This is a genomic window from Corynebacterium sp. MSK039, from assembly GCF_030232315.1.
Taxonomy (GTDB): Bacteria; Actinomycetota; Actinomycetes; order Mycobacteriales; family Mycobacteriaceae; genus Corynebacterium.
On record NZ_JASPJL010000009.1, the window covers coordinates 1 to 26,867 of the forward strand.

Annotated in this window: 18 protein-coding genes; 13 read left to right on the forward strand and 5 right to left on the reverse strand. The window is 59.2% G+C overall.

Annotated elements, in window-relative coordinates; genetic code table 11:
- Positions 1-945 precede the first annotated feature (945 nt).
- The 3 genes from QP997_RS07140 to QP997_RS07150 form a co-directional block, all read right to left on the reverse strand.
- The gene (locus QP997_RS07140) at positions 946-1,893 is read right to left on the reverse strand and encodes a TDT family transporter (RefSeq protein WP_284846694.1); all 948 of its coding nucleotides are present in this window, start codon (positions 1,891-1,893) and stop codon (positions 946-948) included.
- Between the two features lie 611 nt (positions 1,894-2,504).
- Entirely contained in the window at positions 2,505-3,962 is a 1,458-nt protein-coding gene (gene glnA / locus QP997_RS07145) for a type I glutamate--ammonia ligase (RefSeq protein ID WP_284779987.1), read from the reverse strand.
- A 149-nt stretch (positions 3,963-4,111) separates the two neighbouring features.
- On the reverse strand, positions 4,112-5,212 hold the full coding sequence (locus QP997_RS07150; RefSeq protein WP_284846727.1) for an ornithine cyclodeaminase family protein: 1,101 nt from the start codon (positions 5,210-5,212) through the stop codon (positions 4,112-4,114).
- Between the two features lie 599 nt (positions 5,213-5,811).
- Here QP997_RS07150 and QP997_RS07155 point away from each other — a divergent pair.
- On the forward strand, positions 5,812-6,735 hold the full coding sequence (locus QP997_RS07155; RefSeq protein ID WP_502870442.1) for a CoA transferase: 924 nt from the start codon (positions 5,812-5,814) through the stop codon (positions 6,733-6,735).
- A gap of 87 nt (positions 6,736-6,822) precedes the next feature.
- On the opposite strand, the gene QP997_RS07160 is transcribed toward QP997_RS07155, so the two are convergent.
- Positions 6,823-8,448 carry an MFS transporter gene (locus QP997_RS07160; RefSeq protein ID WP_284846696.1) on the reverse strand — a complete coding sequence of 542 codons (1,626 nt, stop codon included), beginning with the start codon at positions 8,446-8,448 and terminating at the stop codon, positions 6,823-6,825.
- Between the two features lie 90 nt (positions 8,449-8,538).
- Positions 8,539-8,910, reverse strand: a complete 372-nt coding sequence (locus QP997_RS07165) for a carboxymuconolactone decarboxylase family protein (RefSeq protein WP_070757735.1) — start codon at positions 8,908-8,910, stop codon at positions 8,539-8,541.
- A 302-nt stretch (positions 8,911-9,212) separates the two neighbouring features.
- On the opposite strand from QP997_RS07165, the gene QP997_RS07170 reads away from it, so the two are divergent.
- The 12 genes from QP997_RS07170 to QP997_RS07225 all read left to right on the forward strand — a co-directional run bounded on the left by QP997_RS07170 (position 9,213) and on the right by QP997_RS07225 (position 26,774).
- Positions 9,213-10,685 carry a DUF3375 domain-containing protein gene (locus QP997_RS07170; RefSeq protein WP_262368691.1) on the forward strand — a complete coding sequence of 491 codons (1,473 nt, stop codon included), beginning with the start codon at positions 9,213-9,215 and terminating at the stop codon, positions 10,683-10,685.
- Complete coding sequence (locus QP997_RS07175) at positions 10,686-11,273, forward strand: DUF4194 domain-containing protein (protein WP_070761235.1); 588 nt, start codon at positions 10,686-10,688, stop codon at positions 11,271-11,273.
- Positions 11,270-14,620 (forward strand): ATP-binding protein, encoded by a 3,351-nt coding sequence (locus QP997_RS07180; protein WP_284846697.1) that lies wholly within the window; start codon positions 11,270-11,272, stop codon positions 14,618-14,620. The genes QP997_RS07175 and QP997_RS07180 overlap by 4 nt, the downstream gene beginning before the upstream one ends.
- On the forward strand, positions 14,607-15,722 hold the full coding sequence (locus tag QP997_RS07185; protein WP_284846698.1) for a DUF3322 domain-containing protein: 1,116 nt from the start codon (positions 14,607-14,609) through the stop codon (positions 15,720-15,722). The genes QP997_RS07180 and QP997_RS07185 overlap by 14 nt, the downstream gene beginning before the upstream one ends.
- 50 nt (positions 15,723-15,772) lie before the next feature.
- Positions 15,773-16,501, forward strand: a complete 729-nt coding sequence (locus QP997_RS07190; protein ID WP_502870441.1) for a VIT1/CCC1 transporter family protein — start codon at positions 15,773-15,775, stop codon at positions 16,499-16,501.
- A 91-nt stretch (positions 16,502-16,592) separates the two neighbouring features.
- On the forward strand, positions 16,593-16,955 hold the full coding sequence (locus QP997_RS07195; RefSeq protein ID WP_284846699.1) for a hypothetical protein: 363 nt from the start codon (positions 16,593-16,595) through the stop codon (positions 16,953-16,955).
- Between the two features lie 81 nt (positions 16,956-17,036).
- Positions 17,037-17,180 carry a helix-turn-helix domain-containing protein gene (locus tag QP997_RS07200; protein WP_284846700.1) on the forward strand — a complete coding sequence of 48 codons (144 nt, stop codon included), beginning with the start codon at positions 17,037-17,039 and terminating at the stop codon, positions 17,178-17,180.
- On the forward strand, positions 17,177-19,201 hold the full coding sequence (locus tag QP997_RS07205; RefSeq protein WP_284846701.1) for a site-specific DNA-methyltransferase: 2,025 nt from the start codon (positions 17,177-17,179) through the stop codon (positions 19,199-19,201). Before QP997_RS07200 ends, QP997_RS07205 begins: the two co-directional genes overlap by 4 nt.
- A gap of 4 nt (positions 19,202-19,205) precedes the next feature.
- On the forward strand, positions 19,206-22,175 hold the full coding sequence (locus QP997_RS07210) for a type III restriction-modification system endonuclease (RefSeq protein ID WP_284846702.1): 2,970 nt from the start codon (positions 19,206-19,208) through the stop codon (positions 22,173-22,175).
- 24 nt (positions 22,176-22,199) lie between these two features.
- On the forward strand, positions 22,200-22,691 hold the full coding sequence (locus QP997_RS07215; RefSeq protein ID WP_284846703.1) for a TIR domain-containing protein: 492 nt from the start codon (positions 22,200-22,202) through the stop codon (positions 22,689-22,691).
- Entirely contained in the window at positions 22,691-23,539 is an 849-nt protein-coding gene (locus QP997_RS07220) for an HIT family protein (protein ID WP_284846704.1), read from the forward strand. Before QP997_RS07215 ends, QP997_RS07220 begins: the two co-directional genes overlap by 1 nt.
- Positions 23,540-24,341: 802 nt before the next feature.
- Complete coding sequence (locus QP997_RS07225) at positions 24,342-26,774, forward strand: DUF262 domain-containing protein (protein WP_284846705.1); 2,433 nt, start codon at positions 24,342-24,344, stop codon at positions 26,772-26,774.
- Positions 26,775-26,867 lie beyond the last annotated feature (93 nt).

Here is a 26,867-nt window from a genome sequence, read left to right on the forward strand (position 1 = left end):
ACGCCTAAGAAACTACTCCCAAGACTGCGCTCGTCAACATCGGTCTGGCACTTGACAAAAACATAGGGACACCCCCCGGATGGCCGGGGGCCGTGGCCGAGCGCTAGCCACCGGATTGCCTGGGGCCGTGGCTGAGCACTAGCCCCGAGTCGCCAGGGTTAGCCGCGAACCCGGTTTTGGGCCGTGGCGTGTCGGTTATTGCGGGTTTTGTGACATTCCACAGCCCAAAACGGGCCACGGGCGGGCTACGGGAGGGCCGCGAGAGACTCAGCGCGCGCCTCATTTGCGCGCCGCGTGCGCGCACCAGCACACACGGGGTTGTGCGCTACCTCCAGCGCGCACCCTATTCGCGTTTTGTAGAGCGCGTTCCCGCTTTCCACTCACCTCTTTCATGTTTTGCAGAGTTTGATGCCGGAAATTGACCAAAAAGCGACACTCAACTCTGCAAAACGCGCATAGGGGAGAGGACCGCGGGCCTCCAGCGACCGGGCCCGGGCCCGGCCAAGCCAAGCCGTGACCCGGTTTTGGGCTGTGGCGTGTCACTTTGTGCGTGTTTTGTGGCATTCCACAGCCCAAAATGGACCACGGGCGGGCCGTGAGGGGGTGCGGCACGCCCCTCATTCGCGCGCCGCGTGCGTTCCCGCTTTCCACTCACCTCTTTCATGTTTTGCAGAGTTTGATGCCGGAAATTGACCAAAAAGCGACACTCAACTCTGCAAAACGCGCATAGGGGAGAGGGCCGAGCGCTTCCAGCGACCGGCCCGGGCCCAGTGCTGGCCAAGCCGTGAATCCGGTTTTGGGCCGTGGCGTGTCAGTTTTTGCGGGTTTTGTGACGTTCCACAGCCCAAAACGGGCCACGCGCGGGCCGTGAGGAGGGGCGTGGCAGGGGCTAGGTGGCCGGGGGACTACCGCGCAAGGGGCTAGGGTCCGGGATCGTGCCGGGGGCTAGGCGGTCGAGCCGCGGCGGCCCTCAGCAACCCAGCCGAGGAAGCGGCTCGAGCAGGCCGTCCAGTGCGCCAGAAGCAGGAAGGGGATCGCCAGCGCGACCGCGTCCAGCCACTCCGAACCATTGACCAGCGCAACCTGGTGGCCACCCATGCTGACGGTGCCCGGCGGGAAGGTGCACGACCACCACGCCGGGGAGTAATCCACCCAGCGCGCCACGTTTGGGTAAAAGGTCACCATCGCGTAGATCGACAGCGGAATAGCAAGCACGAGCGCGACGTAGCCGTAGTACACCGACGTCGTGCTGGGGTAGAGGATCTGCATCGCGGTCGTGGACTGCCCGATCACGCCGAGCGGCACCCACGCGGTCGCGGAATTCGGTCCCGAAAGATCCACCTCGCCGTGCCACGCCGCCCAGTAGACATGCGCGAAGACCGGCACGGCGGTGAGCAGCGACATCACGAAGAATGCGGTGCCCATGACGTGGTACATCTGCCCGTAATCGCGGGCCAACCAGCCAGCCACCGAAGCGGAAATCATTGGCCCGACCAGTGGTAATCCCCATGTGAATCGTGGTGTCCCAGAAAAGCGGGATAGCTGGATCGCCCACGTCACGGTGGTGACGGGTGCGCCAATCCAGAACCCGATGAGGCGGTAGGTGGGGACGTCCGTCAGACCAGAGAGTGCAGCCCCGAGCGCCAGAATGCCGATGAAGAACATCGACCACTCGGCCACGGTGGTGCGCTGGAAGCTCGGCTGCCGGTAGCGGGCGAAGCCGATGGTCAGTGCCACGAGGATCACGCACGCGATCGCTGCGAAGATGCTGGCGCCGATCATCATGTCCTTCTCGACGAGCAGGCGCGCGACGATCGAGGTGCCCATGAGGCTGCCGCCCCACGCGGGGCCCGGCGGTGGGAGTTCCCGAAACTTCTTTATCACGCAGGGCATAGTAACGCCCTACGCCCCGCACGCCACCGCCGGGGTGGGCCATCTTCACGGGGCGGGATCCGACGCTCATAACGCGAAGGGGGCAGCGTCGGGGTGCGCGTAGTGGAGCCGGCGGGCCAGCGGCTGGCGAAAGAACTCCGCCCACCGGAACGTTTTGCAGATTGTGTTCCTGACCTCTCGTGTTTTGCAGAGTTTGATGCCGGAAATCGGCTGAAAAGCAGCATCAAACTCTGCAAAACGTATAAAAGAGAGCGCAAACGCACCAACTAGCGGGCAGCGAACCTGGTTTTGGGCCGTGGCGTGTCATTTTTTGCGGGTTTTGTGGCATTCCACAGCCCAAAACGGGCCGTGAGGGGGCTCAGCACGCCCCATTCGCGCATCAAACTCTGCAAAACGCATAAAAGAGGGCGCAAAACGCACGAAAAGCGGGCCGTGCCACTGGGAATCCAGCAGCGCGGCCCGCCCTCAAAGCGGCCATGCGGACCGTCGCCCCTCCTTCGATCTGGTCAGCGGTCAGCCAGACCAGCAGCCAACCGACCGCCGACCCAGCCCGTCCACCGGCCACCAGCCAGCAAACCGACTAGCAGGCAACAGACCAGCCAGAAACCCGACTAGCAGTCGTAGTACAGCTCGAACTCCTGCGTCGTCGGGCGCAGGCGGGCTGGCATGATCTCCTCGTCGAACTTGTACCGGATGTGCGCCTCGATCAGGTCCTCGGTGAACACGTTGCCGGCGGTGAGGAAGTCGTGATCCTCCTCCAGCGCCTCGAGCGCCCCGTCCAGGGAGTACGGCACGGTCGGGATGTCCTTCAGCTCCTCCGGCGGCAGCTCGTAGAGGTCCTTATCCACCGGATCACCTGGCTCGATGCGGTTCTTGATGCCGTCCAGGCCAGCCATCATCGCGGCGGTGAACGCCAGGTACGGGTTACCCGATGGGTCCGGCGCACGGAACTCGATGCGCTTGGCCTTCGGGTTGGACCCGGTGATCGGGATGCGGATCGCGGCGGAGCGGTTCTCCTGGGAGTACACCAGGTTCACCGGCGCCTCGAAGCCCGGCACCAGGCGGTGGTAGGAGTTCATCGTCGGGTTCGTGAACGCCAGCACGGCACCGGCGTGCTTGAGGATGCCGCCGATGTAGTAGCGCGCCATGTCGGAGAGCCCACCGTAACCGTTCTCGTCGTGGAACAGCGGCTGGCCGTCCTTCCAGAGGGACTGGTGGATGTGCATGCCGGAGCCGCCGTCGCCGGCGAGCGGCTTGGGCATGAAGGTGGCGGACTTCTGGTTGAACTTCGCGGTGTTCTTCACGACGTACTTGAAGGTCTGCATGTCGTCCGCGGCGTGCAGGAGGGTGTTGAAGCGGTAGTTGATTTCCTGCTGTCCGCCGGAGCCCATCTCGTGGTGGGAGCGTTCGACGTCGAAGCCGACGTCCTGCAGGTGCTCACCGATTTCGTCGCGGAGGTCCTGCATGTGGTCGTACGGCGCGGTGGGGAAGTAGCCACCCTTGGTGCGCACCTTGTGGCCCAGGTTGCGGGAGCCGTCCGGGTTCTCCTTCGCGCCGGAGTTCCACCAGCCCTCGACGGAGTCCACCTCGTGGAAGGACTTGTTGGTGGTGGAGTCGTAGCGCACGGAGTCGAAGATGTAGAACTCCGCCTCGGCACCGAAGTTGCAGGTGTCGGCGAAGCCGAGCTCCGCGAGGTACTGCTCAGCCTTGCGGGCGATGTTGCGCGGGTCGCGGCTAAAGGGTTCGCGGGTATGCGGGTCGTGGACGAAGAACTTCACGTTCAGCGTCTTGGACTTGCGGAAGGGGTCCACAAACGCGGTCTCGAGGTCGGGCAGCAGCATCATGTCGGAGTTGTCGACGCTGGTGTAGCCGGCGATGGAGGAGCCGTCGAATGCGAGGCCTTCCTGGATCGCGTCTTCGTCGAAGGCGGACGCTGGCACGGTGAGGTGCTGTTCGATGCCTGGGACGTCGGTGAATTGGACGTCCACCCAGCGGATCTCTTCGTCGCGGATGAACTTCTGGATGCCTTCTGGGGTGGTGTGTTCGCTTCCGGGTTTGAACTTACCCATGGGGTTTCACTTCGCTTCTTGGCGTTTGTGGTGTGCAAGTCGTGCGTTATTCAGTTGTGTATTCAGTTCTTACTACCAATGGTAGGGAAAACGCCCGGTCAGTGCTGTGACGACCGGGCGTTGCTGCGTGCGGTCCGTTGCCGCAGGCTTTAGGTCAACCGTGGGGTGTCCCAGAGGTTGAGCTTGGTGCCGATGCCCTTCTTCAGGGCGTTTTCGTAGATGTCGGTGGCCCAGGCGACGTCCTCGACGGGCATGCCGCCGATGGAGTAGCAGAAGATTTCGTCGTCGTTCTGGCGGCCCGGTGCTTTGCCGGAGGCGATGTCGCCGATGTTGACGAGCTTCTCTGCAGGTAGGGTGCCTTCTTCCTTCATGTCCCACCAGCGGTTGCCCGGGATGCCGAGCAGGCGCTCGTAGGTCACGTCCGGCCCGTTTTCGTTGAACCACTCTTCGTAGAGGCCGGTGTAGTCGACGACGAGGCGGCAGTCATCGGACTGGACGAATTCGTCGTCGAGGCGGGCGGCTGCTGGCATGAGCAGCAGGGCGCCTGGCTTCAGGTATTCCTTCTTCAGGTACGGGAAGCCGGACGGGCCGTCCGGGGAGGTGGAGGTACCGGTGATGACGATGTCGGAGTCCCGGATTGCCTCTTCCTCGGTGTCCACGATGCGGACGTCCTCGAGCTGCGGGTAGTTCTCCTTGATCCAGTCGGCGGCGCGCTGGGTGGAGCCTGCGGAGCGGCCCTTGATCTTGACGTTCTTGATGCTTGGGCGCTGGGTCAGTGCGGCACCCAGGATGGTGCGGGACATCACGCCGGGGCCGACGATGCCGACGGTCTCGGCGTTCTCGAGGGCGAGGTGCTTGACACCCACGCCCGGGACGGAGCCGGTGCGGTAGGCGGAGAGCAGGTTCGCGGACATCACGGACAGCGGTGCGCCGGTGACGGAGTCGTTGAGGATGAACAGGTGGATGGACCGTGGCAGGTCGTTCTGGCGGTTGTCGGCGTTGGAGCCGTACCACTTCACACCGGAGTTTTGGAAGCGGCCGCCGATGTAGGCCGGCATGGCCATGAAGCGGCGGTCGGGGCCGTTGGCGGGCATGCCTTCGTGCTCCGGGTTGTCCGGGAAGTTGATCTGCGCGCCGTGGGAGTTCGCGGACGCGCCTGCCATGCGGTAGTCGCCGTCGGCGAGCAGGATGAGGGTTTCCTCCATCGTCTCGACGCACGCGGCGAGGTCGGTGACACCGGCGTCGACCATCTCTTCCTCGTTGAGGTAGAGGAAGTCGATGCGGGTCGGGTTGGCGGATGCCTGGTCAGTAGTGTTTGAGTTCTCCGTGCTTGAGCTGGTCAAGGGGACTCAATCCTTTCCATTTGTTTCGACGGCCACCTGTGCTGCGGCCTCGGACAAGGAATCCCAGAGGCATTCTCTCCAGAATCGTGTTCGGCAGCCTCTCAGCATCTGTTCGGTGCGCGATGTGCCGCGCTGGTCTGCTGACCCGGGTGCGGGGGCGATTGGCGGGGGTTTTCCCGCGTCGCGCCGAGGGGCACGGTTTTCCACGATACGGAAAAGCGCAGCGTGTGGGGCGGTTTCTTTCACAAATCGTGAAAAGGGCGGGTGTTGGGGTGCGTTCTGGAGCGGGGGTAGTGGCGCTTTAAAAATCGGTGGGAGCGGGCTGGGAACCGGCGTAGACATGCAGTGATGCGCGTCACTCGCGAAACGCGGGCAGGACCATTTCTGGTTGCTAATATCGCTAGATGTGAGTTCCGTCACATTTATTATTTCCGGGTGCCCAGAGCGCCCGGATACAGGAGGGGATTGTTGTGCCTTTGCCAGTACCACCGAGCGTGCTTCGCGGTGTGAATGTTCTGAGCCTCGCGCCGAATTTGCCGGGTCCGATCGCGGCCCGCAGGTTGGCCGATATGGGCGCAAAGGTGACCAAGATCGAAGGCCCCACCGGGGACCTCATGGCCCAGGCGGCCCCGAAGTATTACGAGTGGCTCTGTACGGGCCAGGACGTGGTGCAACTGAACCTCAAGGAGGAGGCGGACCGCGGCCAGCTAAAGGAGCTGCTGTCCACCTGCGACGTCCTGATCACCTCCTCTCGGCCCGCCGCGCTCGCGCGACTGGGGCTCGCCTGGGAGGAGCTGCACGCGGCGTATCCGCGGTTGTGTCAGGTCGCGATCGTTGGCCATTCGGGGGACGACGCCGATCTTGCCGGTCATGATCTGACCTACCAGGCACATGCGGGCACGCTGTTGCCACCGGCGATGCCGACGGTGCCCGTGGCCGATCTGGCAGGTGCCGAGCTTGCGGTGCAGGCAGCGTTGGCGCTGCTGCTGGGCCGAAATGCGGGTGCGGGGTCGGCAGGCCAGGGTGCAGGCGGTCAAGGCGCAGAAAGCCAGGGTGCTGAGGAGCAATGTAACGCCACCGCCGCTGGTGGGGGTGGCTATCACGAGGTCGCGCTCGCGGATGCGGCGGAGGCTTTCGCGATGCCCGCGCAGTTCGGTCTGAGCGCGCCGGGTGGCCTGCTGGGCGGGGCGTTGCCGGGCTACCGGATCTATGAGGCCGCACCCGCTGGTGGTGCACCCACCCATGTGGCCTTCGCTGCCTTGGAGCCGCACTTCATGGCTCGGGCGATGCAGCTGCTGGGTGTGGACGGCACCGAGGAGCAGTTCGCGGCCGTATTCCGGACCAAGACCGCCGCCGAGTGGGAGGCCTGGGGCATCGAACAGGACGTGCCCATCGCGGAGGTCCGCGGGGCTGGCAGGGTGAGGAACTGACGTCCTGCCGCGACGTCTCACCCTGACGTCCTGCCGCGACGTCCTGAACAACAACCGCGAGGGACGGACGTCCTCAAAGAAGAAGCGCTACTGGGCCTGGCGGGCGCGGGTGCGGTTGTCGTAGAGCGCGATGAGCAGGCCGATCCCCATGAGCACCCCGATGGTGACGAAGCCGATGGCGGTGCCGATCGTCCAGTTGATCGCGCTAGCGCTGGCGAAGACGATCGCGGTGATGAACGCCAGCCCCACCGCGGTGCCGATGCGCTGGGCGGTTTGGAGGACGGCGCCGGAGCTGCCGGCGTAGTTGAGGGGGACGTCGGCGAGCGTGAGCGTTTGGTTCGGGCCGATGACCGCGCCCTGGCCGGTGCCGACGAGGAAGAGGGTGAGCACCATCCACCACTCGGAAACCCCGGCGGTGTGGTGCAGCACGAGCGCGAGGATCGTCAACGCAATGCCGGTCAGTGCCACGGTGATGCCCTGGATGACGACCGTGCGGCCGCGATCGCCGACCCGCTTGCCCGCCCAGTTGGCTGAGAAGGAGCTACTGATTGCCGCGGGGATGCCCACGGCTCCGGCGACCAGTGCGCTGTGGCCAAGGCCGTTTTGGAAGAAGAGTGCCACGAGCACCCAGATGCTGGTGATGCCCATGAAGTACACTCCCGCGAGCATGGTGCCCAGGCGGAAGCTGGGGAAGCGGAAGATCTGCATGTCCACCATCGGCTCGAAGGGCTTGGTGGTTTTCACGTGGCGCTCCCAGGCCAGCCAGGCGAGAAGCAGGAGAGCGGCGACGGGCAGGAGAAGGTAGTTGCGCGCACTCCCGTTGTGTTCCACGAAGGGGTAGAGGAAGGCCAGGACGGTCAGCCCCAGCAGCAGGGAGCCCATCGGGTCGAGGCTGCGGATGGCGCGGACGACGCCGACGTTACGGCCGGTGACCGGGTCCTTGACGCGGCCCAGCAGGGGGCGGGGGAACCACAGGAGTGCGAGGGCGAAGGCCAGCAGGCCGAAGGGGACGTTGACCAGGAAGGTCCAGCGCCAGCCGTGCTCAGGCCCGCCGAGGCGGATGAGGAAGCCGCCCAGGGTGGGGCCGATGGCCACGGCCACGCCCACGACGGTGCCAAACCAGCCGAAGGCCCGGCCGCGTTCCTTGCCGCGGAAGTACTGCTGGATCATGCCCACGCCTTGTGGGTTGAGCAGGCCGGCGCCGATGCCTTGGATGAAGCGGGTGACGTTGAGGGCCTCCGCGGTGGGTGCGAAGCCCGCGGCGATGGCGGAGATCGTGTAGATGCCGAGGCCGATGAGGTAGATTCCGCCGCGGCCGAGCAGGTCGCCGGCACGTCCCGCGGCGACGAGGACGACGCCGAAGGTCAGGGTGTAGCCGGCGAGGACCCACTGGATGTCGGATTCGGTGGCACCCAGGCCCTGCTGGATGGAGAGCAGGGCCACGTTGATGATGGACACGCTGATCAGCGACATGAAGATCGTCGTGAGGATCACGCCCAGGACCTTCCAGCGGCGCGGATCTTCGCCCGGGGGATAGGTGCCCGGTGATTGGATCGTGGCCTTCGTGGCGCCGGGCTGCGCTGTGTCCTGTTGCTTGGGGCCCCGTTGCTTGGCGCTCTCTTGTCCGACGCCGTGCTGTTTGATCTCCTGGCGTGTGCTTTCTGCGTGCGTGTCCTTCTCAGCCACCGTGGTGTGCGCTCTCCTTAAAATCACCTAGTCACTTGTGTGGTTAATCCTTCTCCAGGAGCATAACGCTACTTAGGGTGCCCTTATTCCACGGGGTGCTGTGTGAGTGGCAGGGCTTTAGTCTTCGAGCGCGGCCTTCATGCAGCGCATCGCGGCCAGGGTCTTCGGCACGCCGACATAGGGCATGAGGTGCACGAAGCACTCGGCGACTTCCTCGGGGCTCATACCAGCGACGTCCACGGCGGTCTTGATGTGGCCGGTCAGCTGTGGTTCCACACCACCCATCGCGGCCAGGGCTGCCATGTTTAGCATCTGCCGGTCGCGCAGGGTGATTCCTTCGCGCTGGTAGGTTCCGCCGAAGACGGCTTCGACGACCCAGTCGGACGCGCCGGGCGCGAACTCGTCGAGCTGCTTCTTCCATGCGGCGGCGGATTCTGGGGTCTGGGTCTCGCGGACGAACTCTTCGCCCTTGTCGCGGTTCAGTTCCATGGGTGCGTTCCTTTCTCTTTTGGGCCCGCGCTCCGGGGGCCTGTGGCGTTGCCGTGTGGCGGGTCTGGCCTGCGATGTGGTTGGGCACACGCACGGGGAGCGGGGTTGGTTGCCCCGAGGCTAGCCCAAGTTGTGACGGCGGGGCGCGGGGGAGGAGTGGGCTAACCAGTGCGCGCCCCTAGATTTTCCTTGCAGGGCAGGGCCACCTTGCAGTGGGGGAGAGGAGGATCGAACGCTTCCATTGGCGGCGAAATGTTCGATATTTCCGGATCCTCGTCTGCAGCGGTTGTTAGATTGAGCACATGAATCGGACAACCGCGGTGGCAGATGCGTTGGCGATGATCCGCCTTGCGGACTCGGTGCCTGCTTGGGCGATGCTTCGTGCCCATAACGCCCCAGCTGTTCTTTCTGCCTTAAGTGCTGTCTTCGAAGGAAGTAATCGCCAGATCGCCGGATCCGATCTCACTCTCTCAGTGGAATCGTTGCTGATCGATATTCGGGAACAAACCAATTTGGAACTGCCCAAGTCGGCAGTGGCTTATATCAACGACTGGGTGAAGCTCGGATACCTCACGAGGCGCAGTCCACAGGGCTCGAGGGAGGAGTTTTACGAGCTCACTACGGACGCTCACGTTGCCATCGATTATGTGCAGCAGTTGATCAGTCCTCAGCGGGTGGTGACCAAATCCCGTCTCGGCACCCTATTCAATAATCTTCAGGATCTCGCAGCTGAAACAGACCCCGACGAGGCGAGGGCGATTAGCCGACTGGAGGCCCAGCGGGATCAGATCCAAGCTCGTATCGACAACATCCGCATCAACGGTGTCGGCGTGATTTCCGACGAGGAGGCAGTGGAGAGGGCGCGGGAAATCCTCGCCCTGGCTAGGGATTTGCCCACCGACTTCTCCCGCGTTCGAGAGGAGGTTGAAAATGTCGATCACGAACTTCGAGAATCGCTCGTCGAAGGGCAACTCAACGCTGGTGAGGTGCTGGACAATGTCTTCCGCGGTGTTGATCTGATCGCAGAGTCGGAGGCAGGGCGAGCCTTCAACTCCTTCTATGAGCTTTTCCTTGACCCGGAGCAATCAAAGCAGCTCGATGCCGTGATGGATGCCGTGCAATCTCGGGACTTCATGGAGCAGCTAGGCCCGGAAGAGCGGATTGAGATCGCTCAATTAGTTGACATGCTGGATTCCTCCTCGGGGCAGGTACATACCTCGCTCACGGGCCTATCTCGGTCGCTCAGGCGTTTCGTGCAGTCCCGAGAAGCAGAATCGCAGCAGGCGCTCACGCGGGCAATCAATCAGGCGCAGCAGCAAGCACTCGAGCTCGCAAAACGAGGGATCGCGCCCTACGAGAAGGTCGGCTACGAGCTTGAGCTGACGACGCGGCAACCGACGTCGCTGTCCAGTTGGGAACTACACAATCCTAAGGAATACCGCATCGAGCGCTCGATGGAAGTCAACGAGTCGGGCGAGATCGATTTCGAACAGATGCGTCAGCGCATCCGGGAATCAGAAATTGACTGGCAGGAACTGCGCGTCGCAATCAACGATGTGGTCGGCAGTAAGGGGCAAGCATCGATTCGGGAAGTTTTGGAAGAACATCCTGCTACCCAGGGGCTAGCGAGTGTGGTGGGGCTCATCAAACTTGCACATGATCACGGTGAAAGGTCCGACGGTACGGAAATCCTGCAGTGGGAGAGACCAAGCGGGAAAAGGTACCAAGCACGGTATGAACGTTTCGAATTTCGGAGGAAGGTTGGGCGCATTTAGATGGAAAATAAACTGTATGAAGGCGATACCGGAACCCTGACAGGTTTGCAGCGTCGTGCCCTGGCGGAACTCATCCGTGGCCCATACGTGTCGAGCGTGAAATCGCCGGAGGTCTTCACTGCGATATCCAACTCACGGGAGATCCTTGCCCAACAGCTGGATAACCTCTTCCTCACCCTCATCCTCGATGAGAACGCGGGGGTTGCCTACACAAAGGCGTGGGAAGCGGATGTCCCTGAAAAGCGTGCGTTGCTGCGTAAACAGTCATTGACTTTCATGGACACGGTGGTGATCCTCCACCTGCGCCGTGAACTGGTGACGACGAGCCCCAACGAGCGAACCATCGTGGATGAGGGCGAGGTTTTTGAGGCGACCCTGCCGTATCAAGGGCACGCCGGCACAGATAAGTCCACGCAGCGTAAGCGTTTTACTGCAGCGTGGAACAAGCTGAAGAACTACTCGATTATCGCCAGCACCCCGACCGAGGGGCGTTTCGAGGTATCCCCAGTGCTGCGCATCATCTTTTCTAGCGAAGAAATCGCTGCTGTCACCGAGTCTTTCCGTGCTCTCCTGGAGGAAGAAGAATGACGACGACTCTGCCTGGCCAATTCCGGCTTTCCCAAATCCAGGTTTATAACTGGGGAACATTCGACAACCTCCACTGTGTCGAGGTGCCACGGGAAGGCTTCCTCATTACGGGCCCTTCAGGTTCCGGTAAATCGACGCTAATTGATGCGATTTCGACGATTCTTGTTCCACCCGGCAAGATTCGTTTCAATGCTGCAGCGGATAACCAAGCGCACTCGGGTCGTAACTTGGTTACCTACTGCCGCGGCGCCTGGCGCCGCGAGCATTCGATCGAGGCAGACGAACTTACGCAGTCCTATCTCCGAACAGGTGCGACGTGGACGGGCGTCGCTCTACGCTACAGCGACGGGGCGGGGGAGACTGTAACAGCGTGCCGGTTGATGTTTTTGCCTGCAAATGCTTACTCGCGCCAGGAGATCACAGACCTCTATATTTTGCTTCCTCGGGACGCCGACCTGACGGAGTTTGATGATCTGGCGCAGAAGAACCTGCCGGTTACCGAGGCGAAGAAGACGTACGGTGATGCCCTGCACGTCAGTCGAAATCACCCGAAGTTCAGCTTGGCACTGCGCCGAGCAGTGGGGATCGCGGATGCCGGCGCTTTGGACCTGCTGAACCGAACGCAATCGGCCAAAACGCTTGGCGATCTTAACCACTTGATGCGTACTTTCATGTTGCCCGAACCAGAGACCTTCGAGATCGCGGAGCAGGCAGCGGAGAACTTCACAGACCTACGTATGGCGTATGAGTCGGTGGTGAAAACTCGTAAGCAGATCGAGCAACTGGTACCGGTACGCGTGGCGGCAGAGAAGCGCGCAGAGGTCGAAGACAGCCTGACCAGGGTGAAAGAAGACCGGGACGGCGTCGAAACATTCGTCGACGAGTGGCGGCAGCGCTTTGCCGAACAAGAACGGGATCAGCGGACCTCCGAGATCAAAGCAGTCAGCGCGACGATCGAAGAAGCCACCGGGGTGCGGGATGCGCACCGAGCGCAAGCAGATCAGTTGCGCGCGTTGATTCATGGCGCGCAGGATTCGGCCTTGGTTTCTGCACAAGCTCGTCGCGACCGTCTGCAAGACCGGCTGGAGCGAGCGACCAAGGAGGAAGAGGCATTCAACTCCCGGCTCAAATCCATTGGGGCTACAAAGCCCGGGAGCGCGGAGGAATTCACCAACCTCGTTCTTCAGTTGCGTGAAGAGCGGGAGCGGTTGAGCGTTGCGTATGAAACGGAAGACGTAAAGCTAGCCCAAGCACATGTGCGAGTTCACGAGCTGGGCGAGAACAAGAAAGAGCGCATCGCGGAGCTTGAAGCGTTGCGTAAATACGAATCGGCCATGGATAACCGGCTGCTCCGGGCGAGAGCCTTGATTGCGGAGCGGTCTGGGGTGCGAGAATCTGATCTTCCATTCATCGCTGACCTCGTGAGCATGAGGCCTGGTGAAGGCCACTGGCAGGGAACCGCAGAACGGGTGATGGGTGGTTTTGCTCGGCGGATCCTCGTTCCAGATGAACATTATGACCAGGTTTCTTCGGCTATTGATGGGACCTACCTTGGTGCGAAGGTGAGCTACACCCGGTTCACGCAGGATCTGGAAGAACAGCGCCCATCGCGTTTTGTGCCGAACTCGCTGGGCCTAAAAATCAACGTGAAACCCGGGCGGTATCACGACTGGATCCAGACTCAACTTTCTAAGAATTTCGATTACCTGTGCTGTGACTCTATGGAAGAGTTTCGTGCCGCGCGGCGGGCGGTGACTGCGAAGGGGCAGGTGAAGCATAACCGCAACGACCACATTAAGGATGATCGCCGCCGAATCGATGACCGTTCGAACTGGGTGCTGTGGGGCAACCTCGCTGACAAGATTGATGCTCTCCAAGCATCGGTGCGCTCCATTGTGGCGAAACTTGAAGACGCTGAACGTCAACGCAAGACCATCGCGGCTGGCCAGGAGAAACGGCGTGCCCAAATAGCTACGATCGAGCGGCTATTGGAGACGGAGCGTTTTCAGGATATCGACGTGTCATCGGTGGCCCAGGAGCTTGCGGAAGCCCAGAGCGACGTGGATGAACTCACTGATGGGAACGCCGAGCTGGCTCAGCTGAAGGCGAAGTTGAAGAGTGTCGAATCTGCTCTCGACAAAGTTGAGGAGCAGGTCATGGCGCTGCGTAATCAGCTCAGCGGCTTCAAAATTCGTCTGGAGCAGGCAGAGGAAACGCTTGAGAGGGTTCGGACTCGTCGAGGTGGGAAGACCGTCTCCGAGGACGTTGCGGCTCGTCTGACAGAGCGTTGCAAGGCTATCGATCGCACCATCCGGTCCGATAACATCGATGCGCTCAGCAACCAGCTCGTTCGCGGTATTGAGGATCAACTTGCAGAGCTCAATGCTCGGTTCACCAAACATGGTGGCGACTTGGTGAACGCGATGAACCTCTACTTGGTGCGCTGGCCGGATCGAGCGGGCGACCTCAAGGCGGACATGGAGTGGGAGCAGGACTTTCTCCAGGAACTGGGCAGGCTTGAGGCAGACGATTTGCCACGTTTCGAACAGCGTTTCCGGGACATGCTGCAAGACGAAACCCACAAGCATCTTGGGCGCCTGCGGCGGCTGATCCGTGATGCGACAGCAAAGACGCGCAGCTCGATCCAGATGATTAATGATTCGCTCGCTGAGGTTGAGTTCTATCCGGGTGCTTACCTGACGATCGAGGTGCGGGAAGCACAGCCTGCGATCGCCCGCGATTTCGTTGAGCTGCTGGATTCTGCGTTGGCTGGGATTATCAATGATGTTGATCAGGAGGAGAGCGAGCAACGGTTCCACAAGCTGCAGGCGGTGATCGACGCAGTGACGGTCTCGGACGGTACATCAACTCGTGATCGCCAGTTGCGCCTGGACACGAGGCAACACGTGAAGTTCCTGGGCGTGGAATATAGCGAGGATGGAGCGCGTGGTGCGGTCTATGACTCATCGGAAGGTCTTTCAGGTGGCCAAGCCCAAAAGCTGTCCTCCTTCTGCTTGGCTGCTGCCTTGCGTTACCGACTGACTGGGATGGGCCTGCCGACCGCGCAAGAAAAGAAATCCATTGTCCGGGTGGGGGAGGATATTTACCCGCGATTCGGCACCATTGTTCTGGATGAGGCTTTTGACCGTGCGGATACGGAGTTCACCCGGGCTGCGATGGAGGCCTTCCGCCGCTTTGGTTTTCACATGATTCTGGCCACGCCCGAGAAGCTGCTGCAGACCGTGCAGGACTATATCGGGGGTGTGCTGATGGTGGAATGCCCAGACCGGAAGCGATCTCGAACGAGTTCTTTGACGATCGAGGAGGTGCAGGATGAAGACTCCTGATCAGGTGCGCCAACGTGCTGCGGTCTTTTATTCGCGTAACCATCGCAGCTGGTTGGCCGGGGAATTCAAGACGCTGACCATCAACCTGGATCCGCCGACTGGAAGGGCGGCAGAGCGTGATGACGGCGCTGCCGTGCGAGCATGGGTGGCACAGTGGAACCGCAGTTCAATTACCGCTGAGTGGGAGGATAAAAAGCTCAGCTACTTGGGGACGTATTCGCTGCCCCGGCGTGTTGTTCTCTTCGATGCGGATACTGCGGCTCGCGTGGCGGGCAAGCTTGATCATTGGCAACGTCTTCAGGCGGTCTTGGGCCGTTTCTGCATGGAGTTGGGGGAAAGCGTTCGCCCAGAACTCATCAGGCACCTTTCTTCATGGGAAGACTGGGGCGACGTGACCGTGGAACAGTTCATCGCTGTTGTCCGGTGGGTCCACGAACATGAGGTCAGCGACTTTTATATTCGCGAACTGCCAATCTTTGGCGTCGATAGCAAGTGGTTCGAGGCGCATAGGGCGGTCGTTGAAGCGGTAGTCGGCCCATTGAATTTTAAGTCTAAACCCCAGTTGGTAGAGGTCCGCAGCCTTGACCCGGCGCTGGATATTAGCGGGATGCGATATCTAGCGTGCCCGGTGGCTGAGCTGGGTGAAACGCCTGGGGAGCGGGTTCTTATCGTCGAAAATCACCAGAGTTTCCTTGCCTTGCCCGACTTGCCTGCGACAGTGGCGATCTACGGTGGTGGATTGAACGCTGCCAGGATCGTCCAGCAGATCCCATCGTTAGGGGAGATAGACGTTCTTTATTGGGGCGATCTGGATTCGTATGGGTTCTACATCCTGGAACTCGTGAGGCGATACGTGCCTCACGCGCGTTCTGTTCTCATGGACCTGGATACGGTTCGGGATCATGCTGATCTTGCGGTGGAGGAACCGCAACCTAGCCGGTTTGATCCTGAGCTGTTGAGTTACGGGGAGCGCTTGGCTTTGGATTATCTCCGGGGGCGGTCTGCAGGCGGATGCTTGCGCATTGAGCAGGAAAGAATCTTGTTCGACTATGCGCAGCAGCAGCTATGCCACGCAGTGAGCCCCAATGGTGCGGGTGCATAGCAGCGGTCGCAGGTCCGGCCCTGGTGAATCAGTGGGCTAAAATTCCGGGCATGAGGAAAACCACCAAGCCCGCTGTTCCTGGCGCTCACCAGGAGCTTCACGATTCCGACGAGGCGGCGAAGATGAACTCGCTGCGCGCTGGTGTGTTGGGTGCCAACGACGGCATCGTCTCCGTGGCGGCGCTGCTGATCGGCGTGATCGCCACCGGGGCGGGGGATAAGGCCATCCTGATGGCGGGTCTGGCCGCCACCATCGCGGGAGCAGTCTCCATGGGCTTGGGCGAGTACGTGTCGGTGTCCGCCCAGCGTGACACCGAGCAGACCCTGATCGCCAAGGAGAAGAAGGAGCTGCGGGAGGCCCCGGAGGAGGAGCTGGAGGAGCTCGCGGGAATTCTCTCCGGTTACGGGATCAGCAAAGGCACGGCCGTGGAGGCAGCTCGCGAGATTCACGCGGAGGACGCCCTGCGCGCCCACCTGCAGCTGGAGCTGGGTATTGATGCCAACGAGCTGACGAGCGCGTGGGCGGCGGCGTTCTTCTCTGCGCTGTCCTTCCTGGCCGGTGCTGCGCTGCCGATGATCTCGGTCTTTGTGGCGCCAACCGGCACCCAGGCCTGGGTGGTCACTGCGGTGACGATGCTCTCGCTGGCCCTGACTGGCCTGATTTCGGCGAAGATCGCCGGCACCAGCGTGACCCGCTCGGTGGTCCGCCTGGTCGTCGGTGGCGGCCTGGGTCTGGCGCTCACTTACGGCGCGGGCGCGCTCTTCGGCGGCGTTGCCTAAGCCGGGCCGCTTGCCGTCCTCAGGAAATCCCGGCCAGCGGGGCTGACCAAACTGGGTGCCTCATGGCGGGACTTGGCAAGTCGATTCTCTCGTGACGACGAGTCGCATCTTGCCCTGCTGGATAAACCATTGGTTGCGGCTCGCAAGCCTGACGGTAGTGGTGCCTTCACCGGGCTGCGAAGCCTCCGTTGACCTTCCTGATCCACGACTCGCGATCATCAAGACCATCGCGTTCGCGCCGGTGACGACGCGGCTCGAGGCCTACGGCAACACCACAAGTCTGAACAGCGGCGCGAACGAACCCAAGCATGTGTTCTTCTCCTTCGGTGCCACTAAGGTCTATGGCATGAAGCCAGGAAGATCGTCGCCGGCGCCCGAGTCAGTCATCTCGACGATGATGTTGAAGCGCTTTATAGCTTCATCTGGCATACCGAGCCAGACGATCAGACCGTAGAAGGAGCAGAAACAAAGTGTTCAGCATGTTCGAACCTCTGCGGAAACTTCTTATCGACCGAAACATGACCAAAGACTACGCATGGCCACCGGCCTCTCAGCGGCCACCATTGCCAAGATGAGCAAAGACGGCAACGCCACCATCGCAGTCCTCGTCCGAGTATGTGAGGCGTTGGCAGTAGACATCAACGACATCCGCGAAATAGCCAAGGAACCAACGAAATGATCCGAAATATCAGTGACCACAACGAGACTGTCAAGCCCAATGATTTTGAACTTGATCGGCTCCGCACTGCGCTACCCGAGTACTTCGATAGCAACGGCAACTTCATGATCGACCGCCTCCAACAGGCACTCCAAGGCGGGGACGTCGATCTCACCCGCGAGGGTTACGAAATGAAGTTCCTCGGCAAGTCCTACGCCAAGTACCTCACGTCAACCAAGACAGAGACCGTGGTTGTGCCCGACCTTGAGCACAACTCAAAACCTGAAAATGCGGACTCCGAGAACCTCTATATCGTCGGTGACAACCTCGACGCACTTAAGCATCTGCTCGGCTCATATGCGGGCAAGATCAAGTGCATCTACATTGACCCGCCCTACAACACAGGCTCGGACGGATTCGTCTACAACGACGACTTCGGCTTCACCGCGCCCCAACTCGTTGAAAAAGTCGGACTCACCGAGGATGAAGCCGAGCGAGTCCTTGATTTACGTGGCAAGTCGTCACACTCAGCATGGCTCACCTTCATGTACCCGCGCCTCCAACTAGGCAAAGAGCTCTTAGCAGACGACGGTGTCATCTTCATCAGTATCGACAATAATGAACACGCAAATCTGCGTATGGTTTGTGACGAAGTGCTCGGCGAAGAAAACTTTATCGAGTCGCTTGTGTGGAATAAGCGAATTCCAAAGAATAGTAAAGGCGTTGGCAGTATTCATGAATATGTTCTGATCTACACGCGCAATGCTAGGTTCCGACAATCCTTTACGATGCGAAAAGAAGGGCTTGAAGGGGTATTCGATCTGACTCAGAAGCTTAAGCGATCTGCTGTCGATCTCTCGGAGGCAGAGCGTCGGATCAAGCTCTACTATGAGAAAAATCAACTCGATCGCGGGATCACGTTATATAACTCTTTGGACGAGAATTACAGACTCTGGGGAAAGATCAACATGAGCTGGCCGAACGGTGATACGTTTGGCCCCCAGTACGAAGTATTGCATCCAATAACAGGACGACCGGTGCCGATACCGGATCGTGGATGGCGCTGGAAATATGAAACGTTTTGCACTGCTGCAGGATTTGAGCAGGGGCGTTACAAATCCGTCGAAAAGCTTCACGACGGCAGCTATCGCACTGGAAACATCTGGTTTGGCAAAGACGAGTCAATACAGCCAAGTTCGATTAGTTATCTAGATGAGCTAAGCACTTTGCTTTTGCGATCAATTCAATCGACTAAAAGCGATGGAGGAGTCGAGCTCGAGAGGTTGATGGGTGGCAAGAGTGTCTTCTCGTACCCAAAACCAACTGCGCTACTGAGGACGCTTTTGGGATCGGTGGAGGTTAACGATGGTGATTTCTTTATGGATTTCTTTGCTGGATCATCGACCTCTGCTCATGCAGCGCTTGAACTGAACGTGGATGACGAAATTAAACGGCGTTTCATTTCTATTCAGCTGGATGAACCCACCGGAGAATCCTCAGTAGCTTACAAAGCTGGTTATCGCACGATTGACTCAGTCGGTCGTGAACGGATCACGCGGGCGGCAGCAAAGATCAAAGAGGAGACGGATGCGGATATCGACTATGGTTTTAAACTGTATAGGCTAAACGAGCCGTCTGGTGGGGTTCTTGACGATCTACTGACGTTTGAGCCGGAGCAGGGCGCTTCATTGCTGGCTGCTGATTATGTTTCGAAGTTCGATCTGAACGGTACACCTGGGCATGACACGGTGCTGGCAACGTGGCTGGTGGAGGATGGTCACGGTCTGACTGCCCGGGCGCGGAAGATTACCTTGGTTGGTTACGAGCTGGACGTGTGTGGTGATTCTGCTTATATTATTTCGCCAGGTTTGACGAGTGATGATGTGGTAGAACTTATACGCCTTCTTGAGAATGGGGATCTTACGGTTTCTCGTATTGTGGTGTTTGGGTACTCGGTCACGTTTGGTGTGATGCACGAGTTGAAGAAGAACCTCTCGGTGCTGAAGTCTGGTCGTACCGTGTCTGTGATTGAGAGGCTGTAAGGCGATGCAGATCAGGCTACAGACTCTTGAACACCAACAGCGGGCACTGACAGCCATTACCCGTGTTTTTCATGGCGTGAATTTTGACTCTGGCGGATTGATGGAAGCTAACCCGACCTTCGATCTTGCTGATGCACAGCTGGCACATAACATTTCTGAACTACAGAATGGTGCAGTCGAGGGCGTACCTGCTATTCCACGTGGTTGGCGGGGCCGCGTAGATGATGGGGTGCTCGGTATCGACGTAAAGATGGAGACCGGCACGGGTAAGACGCTGGTCTACACACAGATGATGTACGAGCTCAACAGGCTTTACGGGTTTACCAAGTTCATCATTGTGGTGCCGTCGACGGCGATCAAGCTGGGCACCAGATCATTCATCACGTCAGGCTATGCGCGTAACTATTTCGATGACACCTATGGTGGCAGCATTAAGCTCGATCTGGATGTTCTTGATCCACAGAAGCGTTCGAAGGGACGGAAGCTCTTCCCTAGCGCGGTTTCGAATTTCGTGTCGGCATCTCGACTAACCAAGGGTCGTGTGCACGCGTTGTTGATGACTGACAGCATGCTGCGTTCGAAAGCGACGATGGGTGCTATCTATGACCAGACCGTGCTGGGGATGTCAAGCCAGCCGTATGAGGCGTTGGCAGCGACTCGTCCGGTGGTGATTATTGATGAGCCACATCGGTTCCGCCGTGAGAACAAGGCCTACCAAACGATCATTGACCAGCTCCAGCCCCAAGCCGTGGTCAGGTTTGGTGCGACCTTCCCGAAAAATGACACGACCAGCCACATCGATTACAACAATCTGGTGTTCAACCTTGGTGCGGTCGAGGCATTCAACGAACAACTCGTGAAGGGCGTGGCTGTGCAGTACCCGGAGGACGATGGTCAAAACTCCACGAGATTGAAATTGACAAGCTTGTCGGCTCGCAAGCCCAAACAGGCTACGTTTACCAACCTTGACACGTCTAAGACCTTGACGGTGGGGTTGGGCGGCTCGTTAGCTGAAGCTGATGCAGCGTTCGCGGGCATCACGATCGAGGCGGTGGGGAAGACGGAGAATCCTGCGATCAAGTCCGGGGTGAGCCTGTCCAACGGCCAGATCCTTGGCAAGGGCGACACCGTGGTGGCTGGCGTGTATTCGCAGACCTATCAAGAGCTAATGATGGCTCGTGCCTTAGACAACCATTTCGAAACCGAGTGGGAGAACTACCGGCGCGCCACCCGAGTTAAAACTTTGACACTGTTTTTCATTGATTCGATCGCGTCATACCGTGGTGAGGACGGCCCCGGCCACCTACGCACTCGGTTCGAGGAACTGTTGGCTGCCAAGCTCAAGAAGGTCATCGCCGAATACGAGGAAAAGTCCTCACAGGTCGCCAAAGACTATGTCGCATACTTGAAAGCTTCGCTAGCCGATGTGTCGGCAACTAACGGTGGGTACTTCTCTGCGGATAATGCTTCCACTGATGAGGCGATCCAGGCCGAGGTGGACCTAATTCTGCGCGATAAGCAATCGATGCTGTCATTCACGAAAGCGGATGGGTCTCCGAACACGATGCGGTTCGTGTTCTCGAAGTGGACGCTACGCGAGGGCTGGGATAACCCCAACGTCTTCCAGATCGTGAAATTACGCTCATCGGGCTCGGAAATCTCCAAACTCCAGGAGGTCGGACGCGGTCTGCGCCTGCCCGTTGATGTCACCGGCAGTCGCCTTTCAGACGAAGACTTCCGGCTGACCTACCTCATCGATTACACCGAGGAATCCTTCGCCAACAGCCTTGTGAGCGAAATCAACGCGGACGCCGGCGGCCAGGCACCTTCGGTTAAGGAGCTGTTGCCGCGTGTGGCTGCCCATGTCGGTAGGGATGAGACCGAGCTGTTTATTGAACTACTCCAAAAAGGTCTGGTTGATAGCGATAAAAACCTGATCGAAGGCAAGGCCGAGGCGCTCTATGAGCTATATCCGCAATTCGCGGAAGGCAAGCTCAAGCCTGGCAGAGTTGTCACCGACAAAAAGAAGGCCCGAGTCGGCATCCGCAAGAATCGCTACTCCGAGCTCAAGCAACTATGGGAAGCAGTCAACGCCAAGTACTATCTCAAACTCGACGATCTTACGCCTGCCGAAATCAGTACCTGTATCGACGAGATTCTGAACGAGGGTATCTACAAGGCACAAACCGGTAAGTTTACCCAAGACCTGCTCACGACCGGTGAGGACGGGGCGCTGACGACCATCTCGTCAACGAAGGAAACCTACGCCGTTGACGGGTCGATGCCCTATGGACAGTGGCTGAGACTGGCCTACACCCAAACCTATCTACCCATCAGCGAGATTCACGCTGGCTTGGTGCGACGCAACGCGAAGAAGAAGCTTCCCAGCGATTTCTTCAACAAGGCCACACTCGGTGAGTTCGTTGCGCAGTTCCATGGCTGGATGCAGCGCGAATATGTCAAACGATTCTCCTACACTCGGATCGACGGGCCACTGGGAGCCACCGCGCTGACCGACCCTGACGGTCAACCGCTGAAGACTATTGCGCAAGGAAACGTCGGTATCTACCGTGACACCACCTCCGAGGTTCCAGAGAAGTTCCTCTACGACGCGTTCGTCTACGACTCCCCGAAGGAACAGACCACGATCCGTGACTCTGTTCTCGACGAGGTCGTTGTCTATGGCAAGATCCCGCGTAAATCGATCCAGGTGCCCGTCTATTTCGGTGGAACTACCAGCCCGGACTTCATGTACGTGCTCAAGACCGCGGATGGCAAAATGTCGCTGAACTTCATCGTTGAAACCAAGGACGTCGACTCTAAGGCAGACCTGCGCGAGACCGAGCAGCTACGGATCAAGGCCGCTCGGAAGTTCTTCGAGTCGATCAGTAATGAGAACGTCTCCGTCCACTTCGCCCCGCAACTCAAACGCGACGACATCGTCACCATGATCAAACAGGTCGTAGCGCAATAATCCCAACAGAAAGGCAGCAACGACATGGCCGTGTTCTACAGTTTCCATTACGAACGTGATGTCAACCGCGTGCAACTTATTAGACAGATGGGGCTCATTGAGGGCCAGCCGATCCTCAATGCCCAAGAGTGGGAATCAGTTCGAGCGCGTGGTTCCTCAGTAATCGCTAACTGGATTGACGAGCAGATGAAGTACAAAGCTGCTGTTATTGTCCTCATCGGGCGAGAGACCGCATCGCGACCTTGGGTGCGGTACGAAATCCAAAAGGCCTGGAATGCCAGGAAGCCGCTGCTCGGTATTCGCATCCATGGGCTTTCTTCTATGGGGACAGTCGACACCATCGGCCCTGATCCATTCACGCAAATATCTGGCTTTGAGGGGCGTAATCCAGGACTCCCGATTTTTGATCCCACAGTAAGCGGCGTATTGGGAGATATCGATTCGAAAGCAACCTACCAAAATCTTGTGGACCATCTGCGCTCTTGGAGCTCTCAAGGACGCGTAAGGCAGGCGTAGTGAACCTCTGCCCATTTTGCTCGATCGTTCAGGGGAAAGACGCTGCTGTACGCGAGATTGCCCGTGACGATTCAGCGATTGTGTTCTTCCCAACCGAACCCGCCGTGCTGGGCCATTGCATGGTGGTCCCACGTCGTCACGTCGAGCATTTCTCGGATCTGACTACCGGCGAGGTATCCCATGTGATGAGCGTGGCAAAGGCAATGGCCCAGAGCCTTCAAGAAGCATGCCAGCCGGAGGGCATCAACATCATCCAGTCTAACGGCGAGGCTGCCAGCCAGAGTGTGCCGCACGTCCACGTACACGTTCTGCCACGATGGAAAGACGATCCAGTCGGTGAGATTTGGCCACCGGAGTCGAATTACTCAGATGAGGACAAGGATCGTGTGCTTGCCAAGCTCCGCGCGAACACAGTCCTACCAGGCCCTACAGTTGACGCAGAGGACAAGCGACAGCATCTATCTTTTGCTCAGGACATCATCACACGCATGGCTCAGTCCTCAGCAAACGCGAAGAGCTGGTTCCTACCAGTTGCGACCGCAACCTACGGGTATGCGTTCACACAATCGTCCGTCGCTGTTGCAGTTCTTGGCATAGTTGCGACAGTAGTATTCGGGATTCTCGACATCGGATACCTGCGAACTGAACGGAAGTACCGCGATCTCTATGAGCGGATTGCGATTGGTGACAGTGATGTGCCACGGTACTCGCTTAACTTCAAGAAGCCGGGCGATACTCGTAAGAGCTCTCTCCTCGAGCATTGCTCGGTAGTGACAACCTGGGCGATCTGGCCGTTCTACGGGGCTTTCCTTGTAACCGGTATCGTTGCCTTCGCCATTTCGCTTTAGCCGTGGCTGCCCAGGAATGCTCCTGGTAGTGGCTTTCTTCGGGTTGGGATCCAGTGGCGTGGGAAGGACCACGCGACCATCACGCCCGGTGCTCACCAGCTCGACGGCATGGTCGGTACGTAGAGTCCCATCAATAATGTGGATACGCATGCCATCACCGCTAACCACTAACTCGGGCATGCCCAGAACCGTCTCCTCCATGCGCCGCGTTAAAGACTGAGCTATTCCGTTTGCAGCCAGCGCGTTGACAACCATGCCGAACCACACCATGTCCTCCCGCGCAATCTCCCGCAGATATACAGGCCGAAAAATCTTGGGTAGCGTTTCGTAGGTGTGCGGAGGGCTACACATTCTTTGCTCCCAAAAGTTGCGGCTGCAGTCCCGTACGAACTCTGGGCAGTACGAGGTGGAGTGCCGGGTTTTCTGAGGTAGAAGGTACCGCACAACTCGGAATTGGTTAGACCCCTGAACTGCAGTCTGAACCTCGTATCCCCAGGCAGTCGGCAATGCTTCCGAACACCATGAGGTTTCTCCGGACTCTGTATTTTGTGCGAGATGGCTGCGTGCAACGTGGCGAGGCCAATGGCTGGTCACGGTGGAGAGCTCACCCGGGGTGTCATCTCCGCAATTACATGCGGTGCGACCGATGAGCCCGAGGGCATATAGGGTGCAAGCGCTCGCACTTTCAGCGGGCACCACCCCAACAGACCCTAGACCGCCGGAAGCCGGGCGCAGAGAACCCTGGCTGTTAGAATCCCGACAAACATCACCACCCACCACGCAAAGGGAGCTGCTGCATCCAATGAAGGGCAACGTCGTCGACATCTACAAGGCCTTCGACGGGACAGACAAGAAGCTTGTTATCCCCGTTTACCAGCGCAACTACGACTGGACCACGAAACAGTGCGAGAAGCTCTTTGACGACATCGAGGACATGATTGAGTCCAATCGCCCCAAGCACTTCTTCGGCGCCGTTGTGGGTAACCCAGAGGACTCATTCACCTGGGTTGTGATTGACGGTCAGCAGCGTATGACCACCGTCAGCCTGCTGATGCTTGCGCTCGTCCACGCCATCGAAGCCGGCGACATTGAGGCAGGCGACAAGGACCTTGCCGGTCAGCTCATGCGCAACTACCTGGAGTTCAACGAAGGGAGCGGCCAGAAATTCAAGCTCAAACCGGTGAAGGATGACCGCGACTCCTATGCGCGGCTCTTCGGCCCAGAGGAACACTTCAACGAGAAGTCCAAGATCACCTCGAACTACCGCTACTTCCGTGACCGGCTTCGCAAAACGTCTTTCGATGCCAAAACCCTGTGGGACGACGGTATCTCCAACCTCGAGGTCATGCTTCTCGACCTGGAAAAGCAAGACAACCCGCAGCGCATCTTCGAGTCACTCAACTCCACCGGCCTGGCTTTGAAGGAATCGGACAAGATCCGAAACTTCATCCTCATGGACCTCTCGCAGCGCGAGCAGAACGATGTTTACGAGAAGTACTGGAACGAGATGGAAAAGAACGTGGACTATGCCACGGACGAATTCATCCGCTGGTTCCTCGTCGCCCAGACCTCGAAGACCCCTAACCGGGCGGATGTGTACGAGGCCTTCAAAAACTACGCGAAGAAGAGTGGCCAGAGCTCGCGGAAGCTCGCTGAAGAGCTGCACGACTTCTCCGTGTATGCGCGGGAGCTCGCGACCGTAGCCACAGGAAATAAGAAAATCGATCGCCGTCTGCGCAGTGCCAACCTCGTTTTCGGCGGGATATCCAAGCCGCTGCTGTGGCTGACATACCGTGACTACAAAAACGGCGTGATCGATGCGAGCGACTTTGAGTCCATCATGGCTATCGTCGAAAGCTATATCTTCCGCCGAGTGGTCGCCAACCTTGGTACTAATGCGTTGAACAAGATCTTCGCTGGCGCCTACGGGGACATTAAGAAGCTGCGTAAGAACGAGGAGCCATATAGCGAGATCCTGGCGTACGTCCTGCTCAACCGCCAAGGCGGCGGGCGATTCCCAAGCGATAGTGAATTCTGGGAAGGTTTCCAGACCAGGAACTTCTATGCGATGAACAAGTACCGGAGCTACTTCTTCGACGTACTCGAGCAGGGCTCCTCGAAGGACGTTCGCGACATCGCTGGTGGCATCGCGTCGAACGATCTCACAATCGAGCACATCATGCCGCAGACCCTCACCAAGCAATGGCGTGAGGACCTTGGCCCGGATTATGAGGAGATTCACTCAGTCTGGGTTAACCGCCTCGCTAACCTCACGATCACGGGTTATAACTCGGAGTACTCGAACCGCTCCTTCCGGGAAAAGCTCACGATGGAGGACGGGTTTAAGCAGTCGCCCTATCAGCTGAATAGCTATGTCAAGACCCAAGAGCGCTGGGGTTTGGAACAACTGGAAACCCGGGGCAAGCTGCTGGCCGACCGTGCACTTGAGCTCTGGCTGTCTCCGAAAACGAACTTCGAGCCGGAGAAGGAGGTCATCCCATTCGAACCGATGGGAATGGACCGTAGCTTCGTCGGGCGCAAAATCGTCGCGGTTGAAATCGAAGGCACGAAGAGTGCCGTACGCACCTGGGCAGATGTGGTTGAAAAGACCATGCGTAACCTTCTCGAATACAACCGCGAGGGCGTGCTCAACATGGCGGAGGATAACGTCCATCTAGAGACGAGCGACGTTCGGGCGCTGACCGATGAGGACCAACGATGGCGAATGATCGACCCGGCGCTGGCAGTCTTCACCTCGACTTCAACGAACGCGAAGATCGCGCTGCTGCGTAAGGTGTCCCAGGCCATTGGCTACGACCCTGATGAGATCTTGTTCTACATGCGCCCCGAAGAGGCGAAGGGTCAGTCCGCTGAGGTCGATAATGTGGCTGAACCTTCCCCCTATGCGGATCTGGTAGCTCTGCGCCCGCTCATCGATGAATTTGCCGGGACGAGCCTCTCGCAGTCGGAAATGTCCGATGAGATCCAGAACCTTGCGCAGGCCGTGGCTCAGCACGAGGTGGAGAACCCGAGCGAGAAGATTGGCGGGTGCACGCTGCAGCAGTTCCTGGCTGGGACGGATAGCAGTGACATCACTGCGGAAGAGGCGCTGGCGTGCTTGGTGCTCTACCAGGACTTCGCAAAGATGATGGGCAATCAGGTGTGGCACACCGCCATCCTCAACGGCGAAATCAGCACACTGCTTGCTGCCCTTGCTGGAGCAGAGGCTCGCTAAAAGGGCTCACCTACCCACGGGATTGGGGCCGGGATAGGGGAGGAGCGCGGTCCGCCGGGGCAGGGGCGCGCTTTTGGGCTGTGCCGTGCCAGA

Excerpts from the sequence above, each read along its gene's own strand:
- QP997_RS07215 (WP_284846703.1), top strand. The coding sequence starts at position 22,200 with ATGGCCGTGTTCTACAGTTTCCATTACGAACGTGATGTCAACCGCGTG.
- QP997_RS07165 (WP_070757735.1), bottom strand. The coding sequence starts at position 8,910 with ATGGAACTGAACCGCGACAAGGGCGAAGAGTTCGTCCGCGAGACCCAG.
- QP997_RS07180 (WP_284846697.1), top strand. The coding sequence starts at position 11,270 with ATGACGACGACTCTGCCTGGCCAATTCCGGCTTTCCCAAATCCAGGTT.
- QP997_RS07140 (WP_284846694.1), bottom strand. The coding sequence starts at position 1,893 with ATGCCCTGCGTGATAAAGAAGTTTCGGGAACTCCCACCGCCGGGCCCC.
- QP997_RS07205 (WP_284846701.1), top strand. The coding sequence starts at position 17,177 with ATGATCCGAAATATCAGTGACCACAACGAGACTGTCAAGCCCAATGAT.
- QP997_RS07200 (WP_284846700.1), top strand. The coding sequence starts at position 17,037 with ATGGCCACCGGCCTCTCAGCGGCCACCATTGCCAAGATGAGCAAAGAC.
- QP997_RS07225 (WP_284846705.1), top strand. The coding sequence starts at position 24,342 with ATGAAGGGCAACGTCGTCGACATCTACAAGGCCTTCGACGGGACAGAC.
- glnA (WP_284779987.1), bottom strand. The coding sequence starts at position 3,962 with ATGGGTAAGTTCAAACCCGGAAGCGAACACACCACCCCAGAAGGCATC.
- QP997_RS07170 (WP_262368691.1), top strand. The coding sequence starts at position 9,213 with ATGAATCGGACAACCGCGGTGGCAGATGCGTTGGCGATGATCCGCCTT.
- QP997_RS07175 (WP_070761235.1), top strand. The coding sequence starts at position 10,686 with ATGGAAAATAAACTGTATGAAGGCGATACCGGAACCCTGACAGGTTTG.
- QP997_RS07185 (WP_284846698.1), top strand. The coding sequence starts at position 14,607 with ATGAAGACTCCTGATCAGGTGCGCCAACGTGCTGCGGTCTTTTATTCG.
- QP997_RS07150 (WP_284846727.1), bottom strand. The coding sequence starts at position 5,212 with ATGGTCGACGCCGGTGTCACCGACCTCGCCGCGTGCGTCGAGACGATG.
- QP997_RS07190 (WP_502870441.1), top strand. The coding sequence starts at position 15,773 with ATGAGGAAAACCACCAAGCCCGCTGTTCCTGGCGCTCACCAGGAGCTT.
- QP997_RS07210 (WP_284846702.1), top strand. The coding sequence starts at position 19,206 with ATGCAGATCAGGCTACAGACTCTTGAACACCAACAGCGGGCACTGACA.